Raw genomic sequence first — 16,027 nt, forward strand, 5'->3', positions numbered from 1 at the left:
TGTTTCCGGGGCTCCGGACAAGCTTTAGTTGATACAGAACCTCATCCCCAAACCAGCAACAGAACAAAGGAGCCCCTGATGGCACCCGCCGATTTCACCACCGGTGCCCGCCCGGTCAAAGCAGCCCGCGGCACCGAGCTCACCGCCAAGTCCTGGCAGACCGAAGCCCCGCTGCGCATGCTGATGAACAACCTGGACCCCGAGGTGGCCGAACGCCCGGACGACCTCGTAGTTTACGGCGGTACCGGCCGCGCCGTCCGCTCCTGGGCCGCGTTCGACGCCATCACCCGCACCCTGGAAACCATGGAAAAGGACGAGACTTTGCTGGTCCAGTCCGGCAAGCCGGTCGGCGTTTTCCGCACCAACGAATGGGCCCCGCGCGTGCTGCTGGCCAACTCCAACCTCGTCGGTGACTGGGCCACCTGGCCCGAATTCCGCCGGCTCGAGGCCGAGGGCCTGATGATGTACGGCCAGATGACCGCCGGATCCTGGATTTACATCGGCACCCAGGGCATCCTGCAGGGCACCTTCGAGACCTTCGCGGCGATCGCCCGCAAGCTCACCGGGGACGAGGACGGCACCCTCGCCGGCACCCTGACCCTCACCGGCGGCTGCGGCGGCATGGGCGGCGCGCAGCCGCTCGCCGTCACCCTGAACGACGGCGCCTGCCTGATTGTCGACGTCGACGAAAGCCACCTCCGACGCCGGGCCGGCAAGCGCTACCTCGACGAGGTGGAAACCGACCTCGACGCCGCGATCGCCAAGGTGCTCAAAGCCAAGGAGGAACGCCGCGGCTGGTCCGTCGGCTACGTCGGCAACGCCGCCGAGGTCTTTCCGGAGCTCCTGCGCCGCCAACGTGCCGGCGAGCTCACGGTCGACATCGTCACGGACCAGACCTCCGCCCATGACCCCCTGAGCTACCTGCCCGAGGGTGTCACGGTGGAGGAATGGCACCGCGAGGCCGCGGCCGACCCGGAAGGCTTCACCAAAAAGGCCCAAGTCTCGATGGCCAGGCACGTGGCGGCCATGGTCGAATTCCAGGACGCCGGCGCCGAGGTCTTCGACTACGGCAACTCCATCCGCGACGAGGCCCGCAAGGGCGGCTACAACCGGGCCTTCGAATTCCCCGGCTTCGTCCCGGCCTACATCCGGCCGCTGTTCTGCGAGGGCCTTGGCCCCTTCCGCTGGGTGGCGCTCTCCGGCGACCCCGAGGACATTGCGGTCACGGATGCGGCCATCAAGGAACTCTTCCCGGAGAACAAGCACCTGCACCGCTGGATCGACGCGGCGCAGGAACGGGTCGAATTCGAGGGCCTGCCGGCGCGCATTTGCTGGCTGGGCTACGGCGACCGCGCCAAGGCTGGGCTGCTGTTCAACCAACTGGTCAAAGAGGGCAAGGTCAAGGCGCCGATTGTGATCGGGCGCGACCACCTCGACTCCGGCTCCGTCGCCTCCCCGTACCGCGAGACCGAGGCGATGGCCGACGGCTCCGACGCGATCGCCGACTGGCCGTTGCTGAACGCCCTGCTCAACACCGCCTCCGGTGCCACCTGGGTCTCCATCCACCACGGCGGCGGCGTTGGCATCGGCCGCTCCATCCACGCGGGGCAGGTTTCCGTCGCGGACGGCACGGACCTCGCCGCGCAGAAGCTCGAACGCCTGCTCACCAACGACCCCGGGATGGGCGTGATCCGCCACGTCGATGCCGGCTACGACCGCGCCGTCGAGGTTGCCGCCGAGCGCGGCGTCCGCATCCCGATGAACGAAGGAACCACAAAGTGACGATCCTCCCCACGAACTCCCGAACCTCGCAAGTCTCCACCCACGAACCACTCACCGTCACCCTCGGCTCCAGCGGTGTCACCCCCGAGGATGTTGTCGCCGTCGCCCGCCACGGCGCCCACGTGGTGATCTCCCGGGAAGCCCTCGACGCCGTCGCCAAGGTCCGCGCCCACATCGACAACCTCGCGCACAGCGGAACTCCGGCCTATGGCATCTCTACCGGCTTCGGCGCCCTGGCCAACCGGCACATCCCGAACGAGCTGCGCACCCAGCTGCAGAAGTCGCTGATCCGCAGCCACGCCGCCGGTATGGGCCCGGCCGTAGAGCGGGAGGTGGTGCGCGGCATTATGTTCCTGCGCGCCAAGACCCTCGCCTCCGGCCGGACGGGCGTTCGCCCCGTGGTGCTGCAGACCATGGTGGATGTGCTGAACGCCAGCATTACCCCGGTGGTCCGCGAATTCGGCTCCCTTGGCTGCTCGGGTGACCTTGCGCCGCTCTCGCACTGCGCCCTGGTCCTGATGGGTGAAGGCGAAGCGATGGGTCCCGACGGCGAGCTGTACGGAGCCAAGGGCGGCCGTCCGGTTGCTGAACTCCTCGCCGCGCACGGGATTGAACCGGTCACCCTGGCCGAGAAGGAAGGCCTGGCCCTGGTCAACGGCACCGAAGGTATGTTGGGCATGCTGCTGATGGCCATCGCGGACCTCCGGCAATTGCTCACGACGGCGGACATTACGGCAGCACTCAGTGTCGAGGCGTTGCTGGGCACGGACCAGGTGTTCCTGCCCGAGCTGCACGCCGCGCTGCGGCCGCATCCGGGCCAGGCCGCCGCCGCGGACAACATGCTCCGGGTGCTGTCCGATTCCCCGATCGTGGCCTCGCACCGGATCAACGACACCAAGGTCCAGGACGCATACTCGCTGCGCTGCGCACCCCAGGTGGCCGGCGCCGCCCGCGACACCGTGGACCACGCCGCACTTGTCGCCTCCCGTGAACTGGCCGCGGCGATCGACAACCCGGTGGTGCTGCCCGACGGCCGGGTCAGCTCCAACGGCAACTTCCATGGCGCCCCGGTGGCCTACGTACTGGACTTCCTGGCCATCGTCGTCGCGGACCTGAGTTCGATCGCCGAGCGCCGCACGGACCGGATGCTGGATCCGGCCCGCTCGCACGGGCTGCCTGCTTTCCTGGCCGCTGACCCCGGCGTTGATTCCGGCCTGATGATCGCCCAGTACACCCAGGCCGGGCTGGTCTCGGACAACAAACGGCTGGCCGTACCGGCGTCGGTGGACTCGATCCCGAGCTCCGCGATGCAGGAGGACCACGTGTCGATGGGCTGGCACGCGGCCCGCAAGCTCCGCCGTGCGGTGGAGAACCTGCGCCGGGTGCTGGCGATCGAGCTGGTGACGTCAACGCGGGCGCTGGACATCCGCAGCCAGCTCTCCGGCGGCCAGCTGAGTCCCGGCCCCGCGGCGGCGGCCGTGATCGCGGCCGTGCGCGACGTGGTCGACGGCCCGGGTACGGACCGTTTCCTCTCGCCGGAACTGGAGGCGGCAGATCACCTTGTTGCCTCGGGCAAGGTCCGGGCGGCCGCCGAATCCGCGGTGGGGAATCTTGCCTGAAAGCAAACAAAGTGCAGGACGGGTGACATTTTCCGGCGCCCCCGAAATAGACGGCAACACGGCGGGCGGGGGCCCGGGAAGTGTAGTACAAAGGGGAAATCACAACAATGAAGTTGTGAGCACGAACCAATACAAAGGGGTAGACGTTCATGAAAGCACGCGGGACGGTTATGACCAGGCGCCTGGCATCGGCCAGTACGGTTTCCGATTGGCGGAGCCTGCAAGCCGGTGACCGGGTCGAAGTCATCAAAAACGCGCAGATTTTGGCGGCCGGTGAAATCGAGGAAGTCTCATTAAGCGGCAGTGTTTTCTGGCTGCTCGCGGCGGACCCGTCCGAGGCCCAGCTCTTCTTAAAATCCGACGGCGTTCAGGTCCGGCGTAGTTAGCCGCGTCTCGTGCTTGTCCGCGCAGAAAGCTGAGTGCCGGCGCCATTGCGCTGCGGGAGGACACGCTGGATAGGGGCAGACCCGGCGGCTAAGATAGGGGCACGAAGTCTTGGGGATAGCTTCCGGGACATTTTCGCCTTCCCGTCGTTCTCGGATCGACGGGACCATCGGTCCAGGAGTTGTTCCAGCGTGTTTTTGAAGACTTTCGGTTGGTCGTTTGCGATCACCAGCATTGCGTTGGTGGTCGCCTTTCTCTATGGCGGCCCCCAAGCCCTGATTCTCTGCCTCATTCTGGGTGTCCTGGAGATCAGCCTGAGCTTTGACAATGCAGTTGTCAACGCCCGCATCCTCGAGCGGATGAACCCGTTCTGGCAGAAAATGTTCCTCAGCGTGGGCATCATCATCGCAGTCTTTGGCATGCGGATCTTGTTCCCGCTCCTAATCGTGGGCGTCACCGCGCAACTGAACCCGGTGGAGGCTGTTAGCCTCGCGATGGAAAAGGGCGATCCCACGGTGCCCGGCACCTACGGTTACGTGCTGCACGAGGCGCACCCGCAGATCGCGGCTTTCGGCGGTATGTTCCTGCTGATGCTGTTCCTGGACTTCATCATGGCTCATCGTGAGATCAAGTGGATCAAGTTCCTGGAGATTCCGCTGGCCCGGCTGGGCAAGCTTGAAGGCGCGTCCCTTATTACCGGATTGGTTGCCCTGGCAATCGCCGGCGCGGCCTCGGGAGACAAGCAGGGAATTGTGCTGCTGTCCGGGCTGCTGGGCCTCATCACCTACTTCCTGGTGAACGGCCTCGGCAACTTGTTCGACGTCGACCAGGACGGCGATGTAGACGCGGACGACGCCAACGCCGTGGTCCATTCCGGGCCCACCGGTGCCGCCAAAGTGGCTGGCAAGGCCGCCTTTATGCTTTTCCTTTACCTGGAAGTCATTGACGCCTCGTTCTCCTTCGACGGAGTCATCGGCGCCTTCGCCATCACCTCGGATCCGATCATCATTGCCCTCGGACTCGGCTTCATCGGCGCGATGTTCGTCCGTTCCCTCACAGTCTTCCTGGTCCGGCAAGGCACCCTTGATGAGTTCGAATACCTCGACCACGGCGCGCACTGGGCCATTGGTGCGCTGGCGGTCATCCTGCTGGTCACCATCGTGGTCCCGATCAACGAAGTCGTCACCGGCCTGATCGGGGTGGTCTTCATCGGCGCCGCGTTCGCAGGCTCGATCCGGCGCAATCGGCGCGCCACCGCTGCCGGCGAGCACGGCAGCCTGCAACCAACTGACGCGGGCAGCTAGTCCACGCTTCAGGATCCACAACCACCACCAAGGAAAGCGAGTACGGCAATGGGTTTGAGTTTGAAAAAAGGCCAGTCACTGTCCCTGACGAAGCAGAACGGTGAATCCCTGACCAACGTCCGGTTGGGGCTCGGGTGGGATTCCGCGGTTCCGGCGAAGCGGGGCTTCTTCGGCGGCACCAAAACCGTCGAGATCGACCTGGACGCGTCGGCCCTTATGTTCGACGCCGCGGGCACTCACCTCGACACGGTGTTTTTCAACCAGCTCACCAGCAAGGACGGCGCCATCCGCCACACCGGTGACAACCTCACCGGCGCCGGCGAGGGCGACGATGAGACCCTGATGGTGAACCTGCCCGGGGTCTCCCCGGCGGTCGCGCACATTGTTTTTGTCATCACGAGCTACAGCCAGCAGACCTTCAATATGGTCGAAAATGCGTTCTGCCGCGTGATCGACGACTCGGTAGCCGGTAGCCCGGAGGTCGCCCGCTACGCCCTCACGGAGTCGGGACCGAACACGGCAATGGTTATGTCCAAGCTCTCGCGCAACGGCAGTGTTTGGAACTTCACGGCCATCGGCGCCCCCGCCAACGGCAGGACCGCCGGCGAGGTCCTCGGCGCCGCTGCCGCCGCCCTCTGATTCCCGTTCAGTACCAGAGCACCTAAGGAGCACCACGTGGCTAGCCTGACCCTGAGCAAGGGAAGCAATCTTTCATTGACAAAAGCGGACCCCGGGCTTCGCAAGGCCATGATCGGCCTCGGCTGGGACCCGCGGACAACGGCCGGGGAACAGTTTGACCTGGACGCCTCGGCGCTGCTTGTCCGGGCTGACGGCAAGGTCCGTTCCAATGACGATTTCATCTTCTACAACCAGCTCTCGTCCGCCGACGGATCGGTCGTTCACCAGGGCGATAACCGCACCGGTGAGGGCGACGGTGACGACGAGCAGGTACTGATCGATCTTGATGCCGTTTCACCGGAAATCCAGAAGATCGTCATTGTCGTTTCAATCGACCAGGCCGAGGTCCGCCGCCAGAATTTCGGGCAGGTGCGCGACGCTTTCTGCCGGGTCGTGAACCAGGAGACCGACAACGAAGTGGTCCGCTACGACCTCACCGAGGATGCTGCCGCCGAAACGTGTATGGTCTTCGCCGAGATCTACCGCAACAACGGTGAATGGAAGTTCCGCGCCGTGGGGCAGGGCTATGCTGCCGGCCTTCACGGTGTCGCCACGGACTTCGGCATCGTACTGGACTAGCACCTGGGGCCCGCGTAGCCGGGCCCGTCAGCACCACCACACAGACCGAACGAGGAGAAAAAGTATGGCTGGCTTGACCCTTACCAAAGGCAGTAACCTCTCGCTCACCAAGACCGATCCGGGGCTGAACAAGGTTCTGATCGGGCTGGGCTGGGATCCCCGGACGACCACAGGCGATGCGTTCGACCTGGATGCCTCCGCGCTCCTGCTCGGCGCCGACGGAAAGGTCCGCAGTTCCGCGGATTTCATCTTCTACAACCAGCCGGCAGCAGCCGACGGCTCGGTAGTCCACCAGGGGGACAACCGTTCCGGCGAGGGCGACGGCGACGACGAGGTCATAGCGGTCCAGCTCTCCGGTGTGGCCGCTGATGTTGAGCGCATCGTCTTTGTGGTCTCGATTGACCAGGCAGAGACCCGCCGCCAGAACTTCGGCCAGGTGCGCGCCGCCTATTGCCGGGTCGTGAACCAGGAGACCGACGCGGAAGTCGTGCGTTATGACCTCAGCGAAGATGCAGCGCCGGAGACCTGCATGATCTTCTCCGAGCTCTACCGAAACAACGGTGAATGGAAGTTCAAAGCGGTGGGCCAAGGCTACGCCACCGGCCTTGCAGGTGTTGCCGCCGATTTCGGCGTCCAGCTCGGCTGACCTGCGACCACAGAAGGAGAACGATACGCATGCAACTCACACCCCCGGAAGCTACGTCCGCTGCGCTGGTACTGAACGCCCCTGAACCCCTGAGCATCGTCAAGGAAGACGACGCGCCGGGGATGGTGCCGGTTCCCGCCGAACGCCAGCAGGAGATCAACGCCCAGGCGCGCGCTTTTATCGGCGAGATCGCGGCGATGAACCCGCACAGCCCCGAATACACCAGCAAGATCGACGGCATCAACCGGCTCGCCGGCGCGGAGCTGGTGGCGTCCGCAAATACCTCCAGCCGCCTGCTGGAACGGTCGTCCACGTCCCTGGCCGGCGCCAAAAAATCGGGCAGCAGTGCCCAGGTCCAGGTGGCGTCCACACTCGGCGAACTCCGCTCCACAGTGGAGGATCTCACACCGAACCACAGCGATTTGAGTGTTGGCCGCAAAATTCTCGGCATCATTCCCGGCGGGAACAAACTGGCCAAATACTTCCAGAAGTATGAGTCGGCCCAGACCCAGCTGGACAAGATCATCAAGTCGCTGATGGCAGGGCAGGACTCGCTGCTGAAAGACAATGCCTCCCTGGCGCAGGAAAAAACCCAGCTCTGGGAGACCATGCAGGGCCTGAGCGAGTACGCCGTTTTCGCGAAGGCTTTGGACGCAGCCACCGCTGCCAAGGTCGATGAAATGAAAGTGTCGGGCCAGCTGGACGAGGCCGGCAAGCTCGATTCGGATGTTTTGTTCCCCATCCGGCAGCGGCACCAGGACATCCTTACGCAGTTGGCGGTATCGGTCCAGGGCTACCTGGCCATCGACATGATCCGCAAAAACAACACCGAGCTGATCAAGGGCGTGGAACGGGCCCGCACCACAACCATCTCGGCGCTGCGGACAGCAGTTATTGTGGCCCAGGCCCTGGCCAACCAGAAGATGGTCCTGGACCAGATCGATGCGATCAACACCACAACTAACAACATGATCCTCAAGACCAGCGAGATGCTCAAGGATCAGACCGGCCGCATCCACCAGCAGGCCGCGAGTTCCGGTGTCAGCGTCGAAACCCTGCAGAAGGCGTTCGACAACGTATTCCAAACCATGGACGCGATCGACACCTTCCGGTCCCAAGCCAACAAGAGTATGGAAGGCACAGTCCATGCCCTTGAATCGGGCCTGGAGCGCGCCCGTCCGTACCTGGACCGGGTCCGCCAGCAGGAGGGGAATTAGCGGCCGCCAGTCCTGAGCAATAGGCTTACGGGCTATGGTCGCAAAATTCTTAGGCTCACTGTTCGGCAGCGGATCGGGTCCCCGTTCCGCTGCCGACGCCGGCTTGCCCGGTGCGGAGTCCGCAGCCCCTGATCCTGCGGCGGACGAGCTGGCCGTCACGGAGGCGGCACTGCACGATCTGCGCCGGACGGTGCTGGGCAGGGGCGCCGAACTGCCCACTTTGGTGGTCTCCCAAATCCTGCTGCTACTGGACACCCTGAACGCGCTGATCGGCTACATTGTCAGCTCCGGGGCCTCCACCGAACAACGGGTGCTGCTGAACGCGATCATCACCGATTACCTGCCGTCCCCGCTGCGCGCCTACCTGAAGCTGTCGGCGTCGGCGCGGGAGACTGGTTCCGCCGACACCGCTGTGCTGCTCGACCAGCTGGACACGCTGTACGCCACCGTCGGCAACCTGGACAACCAGGTCCGGACGGGGGCCGTCACGGAACTCGCCGTTCACGGCCAGTTCCTCAGGGATAAATTCAACGTCGACGGTCTTCGCTTGGAAGGACACTAGTGGCTTCAATGGTCGCGGGCAGCAACGCCGCCCTCACTGCAGAGAACCCGGGCCTGGGGACGGTGCTGCTGGGGATCGGCTGGGACACGGTGCCCAGCCGCGGTCCGCAATCCGAACCGGTCCCCATGATCATTATGTGTGGACCGGACGGGCATGCTGTCTCGGATGAGCATCTTGTGTTCTTCAACCAGCTCGCCAGTCCCGAGGGCAGCATCGCGTTTGCCGGCACAGAGGACCAGGAGCAGATCGACGTAGACCTCAACCGGGTACCCGAGGCCGTCAGCAAAATTGCGGTACTGATCTACATCGACCCGGATGTTCGCGGGCCCGGCACCTTCGGCGCCGTCAGGAACACCTATCTTCGGATCGCCGACGAGAAGGACCGTGAGCTGCTCCGCTTCCAGGTTCCGCCTGTCAACCTGGACAAAATCAACGCCATGATCCTTGGCGAGCTGTACCGGCACGCCGGAGGCTGGAAATTCCGGGCCGTGGGCCAGGGCTACGAAACCGGGCTTGCGGCAGTTGCCGCCGACTTCCGGCTGAAGCTCTAACGTGGTCCGGGACCGCAACGCCCCCAGGGCGGACCTTGACTATCTCAGCCGCAGGCAAAGGCCCCAGGCCACGCGGCAGCAGGCGGTGGCGCCGGCCGCTGAACCGTCCGCTGAACCGGCAGCGGCAGCGGCCAGCCTGAGTCTCGGAACCCGCGGGACCAGGGCCCCGGCTGCTGTTCCGGCCGCGCACGGCGGCGGCCGGCAAGGTGCCGGCGCCCCGGCTGCGGGTGCAGGGCTTGAGCTCCGGCCCGGCGGTGCCCCGCCGGCGAAGGACCGCCCCGCGACGGCGACACAGTCCAGCGTTCCGAAGCCCGGGCAGCCCTTCCCTGCACCCGCCTTCGGTGAGCTCCGACAACTGGACCAGGCACACCCGGTCGTGCGCCTGAATGCCCGGCAGTCAGCGATCGGCTCGCTTCTGGTGACCGGGGCCCGCTCGGTCGCGTGGGAGGATGAACACTTCACCACCGGGGCGCACCACAGTGGCGGGCACCGGGCGGGAACCTCGGTCACTACGCCCGGGAACCGTCCCTTGGCCGGTCTCCAGGACGGGGCCGGGGTGGTGGCCCTGCGCCACGTGCGGCAGCTCCGCCGGGCCTTGTTCATTGCGGGCGAGACCCCGCTCACCATCGGCGTCTTCGACGGGGCGGCTGCGGCGGTTGCGCCGAGGAACGACGCCGGGCTCCGGACGGTGCTCTACCTCGCCCGCATCGGCGCGGTCCTTGAACTGCGTGCCGAGTTCGTTCCGGCCGATGCATCCGATTTGGCCGTGTGGACCTGGTTCGGCTTCAGCATGACGTTACCGCTGGATGAGCGCGTTCTGCGACACTAGTGCGGCGCCGGACCGGCACCACACCCGCAGCTATCACTAAGGGGATTATGCAGCATTTCAGAGCGTTGGCAGAGTCCGTCAAGGAGCGGCTGTTCCATGTGCGGCCCGAGGCGCTGGACCGGGCATCGGATCCCGGACTGCTGGCCGTGGCCCTGGGGGCCACCCTCTACACGCCGGCCACCCGGAAGGACCTGGCCGGCGGAATCCGCAAGCAGACAGCGGCAGGCTGCGTGAGTACAGTCATTTGCCTGGAGGACGCCGTGCCGGACGGGGAGGTGCCGGCGGCCGAGGAGAATCTCCTGGCCGCGCTGACCGAGCTTGCTGCCACGGACCGGCCGGACGAGCTGCCGCTGATCTTCATCCGCTGCCGGACACCGGAGCAACTGCTGGATGTGGGGCGCCGGGCCGGTGCGGCGCTGTGCGCCGTCTACGGGTTTGTGCTGCCCAAATTTGAGAACGAAACCGGGCGGGCGCGGGCCTTTATGGAAGCGCTGCAGCAGTTAAACCGGGATTCCGGCCGCGCCGGGGATCCGCAGCGGCCCCCGCTGCTGGCCATGCCGATCATCGAGGACCCGGCTACCACCCACCTGGAATCGCGGGTCCGTGTGCTGACGGACAACCTGGCGCTCGTCAACGAGTTCCGCGCGTCGGTCCTCTGCATCCGTATCGGCGCAACGGACATGTCAAGTGCTTTCGGGCTGCGGCGCTCCCGTGACCTGACGATCTATCACGTGAAGGTCGTGGCCAGCGTCATCGGCGACATCGTTAACATCTTCGGCCGGCCGGAGGACGGCTGGGTCATCTCCGGTCCCGTGTGGGAGCACTTCGTCAACACGGAACGGGTGCTGCGGCCGCAGCTGCGCTCCACCCCCTTTGAGGCCGCCAACGAGGGAGAACTCCGGAAGCGGCTCCTGACGGAGAACCTCGACGGACTCATCCGCGAGATCGAATTGGACCAGGCCAACGGGCTGCTGGGCAAGACAGTGATCCATCCGAGCCATGTGCCAGTGGTCCACTCCCTGTCCGTGGTGAGCCATGAGGAGTACCTTGACGCCCTGGACATTGCCGGAGACCCCGGCGGCGGCGCCAAGGCCTCGTCGTACGGCAACAAAATGAACGAAGCGAAGCCGCACCGGGCCTGGGCCGAGCGGACGTTGCTGCGCGCCCGTGCGTTCGGAGTCGCCAGGCCCGGTGTCACGTTTGTGGACCTGCTCGAAGCGAGCATGCGATGAGCGCGCGGCGGACCGAAGGTTCCTGGCATGGAAGCTATGTGCGCGACGCACTGGCCGTCCACATCGAAACCGCACCGGACAGCCTGCTGCCGGTGCCAACCCTGGTGGGGCTGGCTCTTCGGCGCAACCCCAAACGTGCCCACCTGCTCGTATCCCGTGTGCTCGCCAAGCACGTGCCCACCGAACCCGGGATCACGACGGCGGCCGGCCGCCTGCTCGGTCTCCTGGTCCGGGCGGAACTGCAGGCGGACGCCCCGGGCGCAGCTGGCAGCGCCCGCGGCGGCGGCACCGGGACGGCCGGGCCGCTGCGGGCAGCCATCGACCACGCTGCCGCAGCGCTGGCAGGACTCCTGGCCCCGGCCCCGGCGCCCTCCGGCGAGGCCCCGTCCCCGGACGTGGACGCCCGGCAGCAACAGCAAACGCGGCGGGCCAGGACCGCTGCCGCCATGGATCTCTGCGACCAGCTGGAAGCGGAACGGGCGGTGTTTACCGGCGTGGCCACGATCGGCTACGCAGAGACCGCCACCGGGCTGGGGCAGCTGGTGGCAGAGCAGCTGGACAGCTATTACATCCACTCCACCCGGCTCGCCGGGGACAGCCTCGCCCCGGCGCCCTACGGCGTCTTCGAGGAATCGCATTCCCATGCCACCTCGCACCGGCTCCTGCCAACCAGCCACGCCGCCCTGGACCTGGCCGGGACGGTGGTCCTGGTCGATGACGAGCTCAGCACCGGCGAGACGATCATCAACACCATCCGGGAGCTGCACCGCAAGGCCCCGCACAGCCGCTACGTCGTCGCCTCGCTGGTTGACCTGCGTTCAGCGGCCGCCAGGACGCGGCTTGCGGAGCTGGCCGGGGAATTGGGCTGCGCCGTCAGCGCCGTCGCCCTGGCTCACGGCAGCATCCGGCTGCCGGCGACACTGGCGGCCGACGCGGCTGAACTGATCCGAACGGCCCCGGTCCCGGAACCCGCCGTCTGCAGCATCGGGAAGATCCGGCAACTGGACCTGAACGACGTCGTCCCGCCGGTCAGGAGCGGACGCTTCGGCGTTGCCGGCAGGCCGGATGCCCGGCAGGCAGGCGACATCGCAACGGCCCTCGCAGCGGACCTTGGCGCGGGCGCCGGGCCGGGGGAACGGCTGCTGGTGCTTGCCACGGAGGAATTCATGGCATTGCCGCTGGCCGTGGCGCTCCGGCTGCAGCAACTGCTCCCCGGCGTTGACGTCCGGTACTCGACCAGTACCAGGAGCCCGGTCGCGGCCATGGACGAACCGGGCTACGCGATCCGATCAGCCCTGGCTTTTGACAGCGGCGACGGGCCGCCGGACGGCCCCGGGCCCCGGTTCGCCTACAACTTCGCGCACCCCGGGGGACGCTTCGACACGGTAGTCATCATGGCTGAGCCTGGCACGCCCGTCGACGGGCTCACAGCCCCCGGACGGATCGCGGAGGCCGTGGCCGGCGCCGGCTCCGACGTCAGGCTGGTGCTGCTTCCCCGCCAGGAGCAGTTTCCGGCGCCGCTTGCCGGCCCCGGCTTCGGCTCGTACGCGGCCAGCGACGTGCAGTGGCTGCTGAAGGATCTGAGTTTCGCACGGCTGGAGGCGCCGACGGCGGAGCGCGAAGCGGCCATCCAGTCCGGCAAGGCCAGCTACGCGGAATCGTTGCCGCAGGAGTACGAGCCTTCGGCTGAATACGCGGTGTTGTTCCATCAGGCGCTGGAGAGCTCGGCGGCCAGGCTCGCGCACGCCGTCGGGGCCCTTACGGAGCAGGTCCTGAGGCTGCGCGGCAACGCCCCGGTACTGGTCTCGCTGGCCCGGGCCGGAACACCCGTGGGGATCCTGATGAAGCGTTGGGCCCGGGACATCCATGGCCTCGACCTCCCGCACTATGCGGTCAGCATCGTGCGCGGGCTCGGCATGGATCAAACGGCGCTCGGCTACCTCGCCGCACGGCACCAGCCGGAACAGATCATGTTCGTCGACGGCTGGACCGGCAAAGGCGCGATCGCCCGCGAACTGGCGGACGCCGTCGCGCTCTTTCGGAAAACAGACGCCGCTTCCTTCCGGCCGGATCTGGCGGTCCTGGCGGATCCGGGGCACTGTGTCCGGATTTTTGGCACCCGGGAGGACTACCTGGTTCCCTCGGCCTGCCTGAATTCCACAGTCTCCGGGCTCGTTTCACGCACCGTCTTTAACCGGGAACTGATCGGCCCCGGCGATTTCCACGGGGCGAAGTTCTACGCCCACCTCGCGTCCAGCGACGTGTCCACCACGTTCCTGGACGCCGTCACGGCGCACTTCCCAGCGGTCCGGGACGACGTGCTGGCGGCGGCATCCGCAGCACCGGCCAGGGTGGAAGAGCTCCCGGAGCCCGACTGGTCGGGATGGTCCGCCGTCGAGCGCATCAGCAGGGATTTCGGAATCAACAACGTGAACCTCGTTAAGCCGGGAGTCGGGGAGACCACGCGTGTGCTGCTCCGGCGCGTGCCCTGGAAGGTCCTTGTGCGCCCGGACGCGGCGGCCGACATCGGCCATGTGCTGCACCTTGCGCACCAGCGGGGAGTCGAGGTGGTGGAAGTGCCGGGGCTGCCGTACAGCTGCGTCGGCCTGATCCATCCCATCCATACCCCTGGCGCTACCGGTGCCGACGGAAAGAGTGTGATCGACGTATGAGTCCGTCAATCCATCCGCAGCCGCGGGCAACAGCCATTGTGGCGAGCGACCTTGACCGGACCCTGATCTACTCGGCGAACTCGATGGCGCTCCCCGGCGCCGACGACGCGGCGCCGCGGATGGTGGTTTCGGAAGTTTATAACGCGGCGCCGCTGTCATTTATGACGCGGGCGGCCGAGGATCTGCTGGCGGGGATTGTGGAGCGCAGCCACTTTGTCCCGGTCACTACCCGCACCCAGGCCCAGTTCGCCCGGGTCCGGCTGCCCGGCAGCGGCAGCGGGTATGCCGTGACGACAAACGGGGCCGTGCTGTTGGACCACGGGCAGCCTGACCCTGACTGGTCCGCCCATATCCAGCGCTCGATCCGGGGACAGTGCGCCCCCTTGGGCGAGGTCCTGGAACATCTGACCGGCGCGGCGGCCGTTTCCGGGATCCTGCGGGTGCGGACGGCGGAGGATCTTTTTGCCTATTCGATCGTCGACCGGGACGCGCTTTCTGCCGGTTATCTGGAAGAACTGGCGGCCTGGTGTCTTGACCGGGGCTGGACTACGTCCCTGCAGGGCCGCAAGCTGTACTGCGTGCCGGTCCCGATCACCAAGGAAGCCGCCGTCGCCGAAGTGCGGCGCCGGAACGGTGGCGGGATCGTCATCGCGGCCGGCGACTCCCGGCTCGATGCCGGACTCCTGGAAATGGCGGACCTGGCCGTCCGTCCGGCACACGGTGAGCTGGACTCGGACGGATTTACCCGCGCGAACCTGACAGTGACCGCGGCGTCCGGGGTGCTGGCGGGCGAGGAGATCCTCCGGCACATCAGCGGGGTGCTGGAACGGATGCTTCAGCGGACACCGGACGCCCCCGCGGAAGTCCGCGAAGCGCCTACCGCAGCAGTGTATTAATCAGCCGCGCGGCCACCTTCGCGGTGCGGCCGTCAATGTCGAAATCCGGGTTCAGTTCCGCGACATCCAGGTGCAGGAGCTTCCCGCTCGCCCCCACCTGGCGGCACACCGCGCTGATCACAGGCAACGGTACCCCGTACGCCGCAGGGGCGCTGACCCCGGGCGCCACCGATGCCGGGAGGACGTCCAGGTCGATCGTCAGGTACAGGGCGTCCAGCTGCGCCAAAAAGGCCGCCACAAAGGTCTGGGCATTCCCGGCTGAGCAGTCCTCGTCAAGCAGATACTCGACGCCGAGTTCCGCGGCGGTCCGGAAGAGCGCCCTGGTGTTGTTCGGCTCGGAGATTCCGAGGACGGCGTACCTCAGTTCCCGCCCCGCGGCGGCTTCCGTCCGGGCCATCTGCAGGAACGGGGTGCCGGAGCTCGGCCGGGCCTCGTCGCGGAGGTCGAAGTGGGCATCGAGGTTCAGGACGCCAACACGCAGGCCGCCGCGCACCGCAGCGGAGCCGGCCACGCCCAAGTAGCTCGCAAACGCGGTCTCGTGCCCGCCGCCGAGCACCACGGGCAACTGCCCGTCATCGAGCAAGCCGGTGATGGCGGCCCCGGCACGGGCCTGTCCGGCCTCCAGGGCGTCCCCGGTCACCGTAACGTCGCCGGCGTCGTGGACGTCCCGGCCCAGGTGGAAAGCGAGCGGACCGAGCGCGGAGCGGATCGCGGCGGGGGCCGACGCTGCCCCGGTCCGGCCCTTGTTCCGGCGGACCCCGGCGTCGCTGCCGAAACCAAGAATCACCGCCGGACGCGCGGACGCGGGGCGCCCTGATGCTGCCTGGACAGGACGCGGGGCATACGGGGTGACGGCCTGCCACCAGCGCCGGTCCTCGGGGCCGTCCCCGTCGAACCGCCCGGTCCAGGGCTGTGGGGGGACATTAACGGCGGGCAGGGGAGGAACCATGCCCCTAGCTCACCGCAGCCGGGGCCGAAAAACCAGCCGCGCCGCCGCCGTGCTGTCCGAAATCCCGGAACCTGCACGTTTAACGGCGCCGAGATGGCATTTCGTGGCAATGTTCCCGGGGGACACT

General features: G+C 66.7%; 15 protein-coding genes. 14 read left to right on the top strand and 1 reads right to left on the bottom strand.

All coding sequences use genetic code 11. The features are described 5' to 3' along the window. The first annotated feature begins 78 nt into the window (after nt 1–78). The 14 genes from hutU to ABIB49_RS01210 all read left to right on the top strand — a co-directional run bounded on the left by hutU (nt 79) and on the right by ABIB49_RS01210 (nt 14,951). Nucleotides 79–1,782 carry a urocanate hydratase gene (gene hutU / locus ABIB49_RS01145; RefSeq protein WP_282359522.1) on the top strand — a complete coding sequence of 568 codons (1,704 nt, stop codon included), beginning with the start codon at nt 79–81 and terminating at the stop codon, nt 1,780–1,782. Next, on the top strand, nt 1,779–3,401 hold the full coding sequence (hutH, locus tag ABIB49_RS01150; protein WP_226773446.1) for a histidine ammonia-lyase: 1,623 nt from the start codon (nt 1,779–1,781) through the stop codon (nt 3,399–3,401). The genes hutU and hutH overlap by 4 nt, the downstream gene beginning before the upstream one ends. A 149-nt stretch (nt 3,402–3,550) precedes the next feature. Continuing rightward, nucleotides 3,551–3,787, top strand: coding sequence for a hypothetical protein (locus ABIB49_RS01155; protein ID WP_226773445.1), 237 nt, complete (start codon nt 3,551–3,553; stop codon nt 3,785–3,787). 189 nt (nt 3,788–3,976) lie between these two features. Continuing rightward, complete coding sequence (locus ABIB49_RS01160; RefSeq protein WP_226773444.1) at nt 3,977–5,089, top strand: DUF475 domain-containing protein; 1,113 nt, start codon at nt 3,977–3,979, stop codon at nt 5,087–5,089. A 48-nt stretch (nt 5,090–5,137) separates the two neighbouring features. Then, the gene (locus ABIB49_RS01165) at nt 5,138–5,728 is read left to right on the top strand and encodes a TerD family protein (protein WP_226773443.1); all 591 of its coding nucleotides are present in this window, start codon (nt 5,138–5,140) and stop codon (nt 5,726–5,728) included. A 36-nt stretch (nt 5,729–5,764) separates the two neighbouring features. Beyond that, the gene (locus ABIB49_RS01170; protein WP_226773442.1) at nt 5,765–6,346 is read left to right on the top strand and encodes a TerD family protein; all 582 of its coding nucleotides are present in this window, start codon (nt 5,765–5,767) and stop codon (nt 6,344–6,346) included. Nucleotides 6,347–6,410: 64 nt separating this feature from the next. Next, a complete protein-coding gene (locus ABIB49_RS01175; RefSeq protein ID WP_226773441.1) occupies nt 6,411–6,992 on the top strand; it encodes a TerD family protein in 582 nt (193 codons plus the stop codon). Between the two features lie 29 nt (nt 6,993–7,021). After that, a complete protein-coding gene (locus tag ABIB49_RS01180) occupies nt 7,022–8,209 on the top strand; it encodes a toxic anion resistance protein (RefSeq protein ID WP_253031416.1) in 1,188 nt (395 codons plus the stop codon). Nucleotides 8,210–8,243: 34 nt separating this feature from the next. Continuing rightward, complete coding sequence (locus ABIB49_RS01185) at nt 8,244–8,771, top strand: hypothetical protein (RefSeq protein ID WP_282359523.1); 528 nt, start codon at nt 8,244–8,246, stop codon at nt 8,769–8,771. 8 nt (nt 8,772–8,779) lie between these two features. Next, a complete protein-coding gene (locus tag ABIB49_RS01190) occupies nt 8,780–9,322 on the top strand; it encodes a TerD family protein (RefSeq protein ID WP_283480453.1) in 543 nt (180 codons plus the stop codon). 1 nt (nt 9,323) lies between these two features. Then, nucleotides 9,324–10,151: a hypothetical protein gene (locus ABIB49_RS01195; protein ID WP_283480322.1), complete on the top strand. Its 828-nt coding sequence runs from the start codon at nt 9,324–9,326 to the stop codon at nt 10,149–10,151. 47 nt (nt 10,152–10,198) lie between these two features. Continuing rightward, the gene (locus ABIB49_RS01200) at nt 10,199–11,383 is read left to right on the top strand and encodes an HpcH/HpaI aldolase/citrate lyase family protein (protein ID WP_226773437.1); all 1,185 of its coding nucleotides are present in this window, start codon (nt 10,199–10,201) and stop codon (nt 11,381–11,383) included. A 38-nt stretch (nt 11,384–11,421) separates the two neighbouring features. After that, a complete protein-coding gene (locus tag ABIB49_RS01205) occupies nt 11,422–14,055 on the top strand; it encodes a phosphoribosyltransferase domain-containing protein (protein ID WP_226773436.1) in 2,634 nt (877 codons plus the stop codon). After that, on the top strand, nt 14,052–14,951 hold the full coding sequence (locus ABIB49_RS01210; RefSeq protein WP_226773435.1) for an HAD family hydrolase: 900 nt from the start codon (nt 14,052–14,054) through the stop codon (nt 14,949–14,951). The genes ABIB49_RS01205 and ABIB49_RS01210 overlap by 4 nt, the downstream gene beginning before the upstream one ends. Here ABIB49_RS01210 and hutG read toward each other — a convergent pair. Further along, nucleotides 14,932–15,900, bottom strand: coding sequence for a formimidoylglutamase (gene hutG / locus ABIB49_RS01215; protein WP_226773434.1), 969 nt, complete (start codon nt 15,898–15,900; stop codon nt 14,932–14,934). The genes ABIB49_RS01210 and hutG overlap by 20 nt on opposite strands. Between the last annotated feature and the right edge of the window lie 127 nt (nt 15,901–16,027).

This window comes from Arthrobacter sp. UYCu512, from assembly GCF_040547075.1.
GTDB lineage: Bacteria > Actinomycetota > Actinomycetes > Actinomycetales > Micrococcaceae > Arthrobacter.

Coding starts and splice junctions, on each gene's coding strand:
- hutU (WP_282359522.1), top strand. CDS start 79: ATGGCACCCGCCGATTTCACCACCGGTGCCCGCCCGGTCAAAGCAGCC.
- ABIB49_RS01155 (WP_226773445.1), top strand. CDS start 3,551: ATGAAAGCACGCGGGACGGTTATGACCAGGCGCCTGGCATCGGCCAGT.
- ABIB49_RS01165 (WP_226773443.1), top strand. CDS start 5,138: ATGGGTTTGAGTTTGAAAAAAGGCCAGTCACTGTCCCTGACGAAGCAG.
- ABIB49_RS01175 (WP_226773441.1), top strand. CDS start 6,411: ATGGCTGGCTTGACCCTTACCAAAGGCAGTAACCTCTCGCTCACCAAG.
- ABIB49_RS01180 (WP_253031416.1), top strand. CDS start 7,022: ATGCAACTCACACCCCCGGAAGCTACGTCCGCTGCGCTGGTACTGAAC.
- ABIB49_RS01185 (WP_282359523.1), top strand. CDS start 8,244: ATGGTCGCAAAATTCTTAGGCTCACTGTTCGGCAGCGGATCGGGTCCC.
- ABIB49_RS01190 (WP_283480453.1), top strand. CDS start 8,780: ATGGTCGCGGGCAGCAACGCCGCCCTCACTGCAGAGAACCCGGGCCTG.
- ABIB49_RS01200 (WP_226773437.1), top strand. CDS start 10,199: ATGCAGCATTTCAGAGCGTTGGCAGAGTCCGTCAAGGAGCGGCTGTTC.
- ABIB49_RS01210 (WP_226773435.1), top strand. CDS start 14,052: ATGAGTCCGTCAATCCATCCGCAGCCGCGGGCAACAGCCATTGTGGCG.
- hutG (WP_226773434.1), bottom strand. CDS start 15,900: ATGGTTCCTCCCCTGCCCGCCGTTAATGTCCCCCCACAGCCCTGGACC.